Origin of the sequence: Methylobacterium sp. WL18, from assembly GCF_008040015.1 — a bacterium.
Lineage (GTDB): Bacteria > Pseudomonadota > Alphaproteobacteria > Rhizobiales > Beijerinckiaceae > Methylobacterium > Methylobacterium mesophilicum.
This window is the reverse complement of record NZ_VRVD01001206.1, coordinates 1-655: the sequence shown is the minus strand read 5'-3', so window position 1 is coordinate 655 and position 655 is coordinate 1. Positions and strand designations below refer to the sequence as shown.

At 74.5% G+C, this 655-nt stretch carries 1 protein-coding gene; it reads right to left on the bottom strand.

Annotation, left to right across the window (positions count from 1 at the left end; all coding sequences use genetic code 11):
- A partial coding sequence (locus FV228_RS31855) for an ATP phosphoribosyltransferase regulatory subunit (protein WP_187278004.1) occupies positions 1-493 on the bottom strand: 493 nt, incomplete at its 3' end.
- Positions 494-655: the final 162 nt, after the last annotated feature.

The following is a 655-nucleotide window of genomic DNA, read 5'->3' as shown; positions in this document are numbered from 1 at the left end:
CCGGCGGCACCGCCAGCCCGTCGAGCAGGGCCACGGTCAGCCCCATGTCGCCGAGCCGCACCGCGGGGTCGGTCCGGCCGAACAGCGCAAGGCCCTCGAGCGCCAGCCCCAGCACCTCGGCATCGGCGGCCGGGGTGTCGGTGCGGCCGATCGATTCGATGCCGGCCTGGAAGAACTCGTCCGGCTCGTCGGCGGCGAGCCGGAAGACCGGGCCGCAATAGCTGTAATCGGCCGCCCGGCCGTCAGCCTGGGCCCGGTGCAGGCGGCAGACGGGAATCGTGAATTCCGGCCGCAGGCACAGCTCGGTCCCGGCCGCGTCCTGGGTGACGAAGATGCGCCGGCGGATGTCCTCGCCGGACAGTTCCAGGAACGGCTCCACCGGCTGCAGAACCGGCGGCGTCACCGGGTGGTAGCCGGCCGCACTCAGATGCGCGAGCAGGCGCGTCCGCGCCGCGTCGCCCGCCCCCGTCTCACCGGCCTCCGGTCGTGTCATGGTGTCCATCCTCGCGGGCGCTCTGTAGCAACCGCAATCGCGCTTGGCGACACGCACGCGCACCCGACCGGCGCGACGGTGTACGCAGGCCTGCCCGGACGGGGCGGGGTGCGTTTCCTCAGAGCGGCCGGGCGCTGCCGAGCCGGGCGCCCCGCGGGCGTA